The sequence below is a fragment of the Mycobacterium szulgai genome, from assembly GCF_002116635.1.
In the GTDB taxonomy this organism is placed as follows: Bacteria; Actinomycetota; Actinomycetes; order Mycobacteriales; family Mycobacteriaceae; genus Mycobacterium; species Mycobacterium szulgai.
The window spans coordinates 1-1,885 of sequence record NZ_LQPW01000101.1; the positions used below are offsets into that span (position 1 = coordinate 1).

The following is a 1,885-nucleotide window of genomic DNA, read 5'->3' on the forward strand; positions in this document are numbered from 1 at the left end:
CCCTCGTCTTCGACCACCCCACCCCCACCGCCATCGCCCGCCACCTCCTCACCCAGCTAGACGGCAACACCACCCACACGCCCACGAGCGTCGACCATGTCAAACAGATCCAAGAATTCGTTGCATCAATTCCGGCCGAACGCTTAGCGCAAGCCAATGTATTGGCTGTCTTGCAACGACTAATGCTGGATGACGCCGATACCGATATCCATCGGAAAAAGAAGCCTGATATCGCGAACATGAGTCTGGACGACATGGTCGCTGCGGCGCTAGACGATCAATGACTCTATAGACGGGATTTCAGAATAAGGATGCAATGGAAGCTTCATTAGAAAAGGTAACGCAGGCTTTTCGAAAAACTCTCCTGGAGAACGAGAGTTTAAAGCAACTGTTAGCGGCGTCGCGTGAGCCGATCGCCGTGGTGGGGATGGCGTGTCGGCTGCCCGGTGGAGTCGATTCCCCCCAAGCGTTATGGGAATTGGTGAGCAATGGCACCGACGCCATTTGCGGGTTCCCTGCCGATCGGGGCTGGGATCTGGGTGGGTTATTCGACCCTGACCCCGACGCGGTGGGCAAAACCTACACGCGGTCGGGAGGGTTCGTGGCGGATGCGGCCGGGTTCGATGCCGAGTTCTTCGGCATCTCCGCGCGCGAAGCCACCGCCATGGACCCCCAACAACGACTCCTGCTCGAAGTGTGTTGGGAAGCTCTGGAAACCGCCGGCATCGACCCCACCAGCCTGGAAGGCACCAACACCGGCGTCTTCGCCGGAGCCTGGGCCCAACCCGCAGCCGGCCCCGCAGACGGCGCCGAAGGTTATGGGCTGACCGGGGTCGCCACCAGCGTGACCTCTGGCCGAATCGCTTACGTCCTGGGCCTGCAGGGCCCCGCGATCACGATCGATACGGCGTGTTCGTCGTCGTTGGTGGCCACGCACCTAGCCTGTCAATCGCTGCGTAGCGGCGAGTCCAGCCTGGCCCTGGCCGGCGGAGTCACCGTGATAAGCAGTCCGGCGCTGTTTATCGAGTTCGCCCGGCAGCGTGGACTAGCCCCCGACGGGCGCTGCAAAGCCTTCGCCGCCGCCGCCGACGGCACCGGCTGGGGCGAAGGCGCCGCAGTCGTAGTGCTGGAACGACTCAGCGACGCCCACCGGCATCAGCATCCCGTCCTGGCCATAATCGCCGGATCAGCGGTCAACCAAGACGGCGCCTCCAACGGCCTGACCGCCCCCAACGGACCCGCCCAACAACGCGTCATCACCCAAGCCGCCGCCAACGCCGGTGTGGGATTGCACCAGGTCGATGTCGTCGAGGCCCACGGCACCGGCACCACCCTCGGGGATCCCATCGAAGCCGGCGCCCTACTAGCCACCTACGGCGCGGACCGCCCTGCCGATCGGCCGTTGTGGCTGGGCTCGATCAAATCCAACATCGGCCACACCCAAGCCGCCGCCGGCACCGCCGGACTGATCAAAATGATCACCGCCCTCAACCACGCCGTCCTACCCCCCACCCTGCACGTCGATGAACCCAGCCCCCACATCGACTGGACCGCCGGCGCAGTGCAACTCCTCACCCAAGCCACACCGTGGCCCCGCACCGAACACCCCCGCACCGCAGCCGTGTCCTCCTTCGGTATCAGTGGCACCAACGCACACCTCATCGTCCAACAAGCCCCCACCCCACCAGCCGATCCCACTCCCACACCCAAAGACCCGTCGCCGCTACGGATCTGGCCGCTCTCCGCCCGCACCCCCGCAGCCCTAAACGCCCAAAGCGCCCGCCTACACCAACACCTACTCGACCACCCCCACCTCGACCTCACCGACCTGGCCTACAGCCTGGCCACCACCCGCACCCACCACCTCCACCGCGCCGCCCTAACC

At 64.8% G+C, this 1,885-nt stretch carries 2 protein-coding genes; both read left to right on the forward strand.

Annotation, left to right across the window (positions count from 1 at the left end):
- The coding region (locus tag AWC27_RS31150) for an acyl carrier protein (protein WP_169726797.1) at window positions 1-284 on the forward strand (284 nt) is incomplete at its 5' end.
- 32 nt (window positions 285-316) lie between these two features.
- Window positions 317-1,885 (forward strand): type I polyketide synthase (locus AWC27_RS14775; protein ID WP_139837011.1); only part of this gene is annotated, 1,569 nt, incomplete at its 3' end.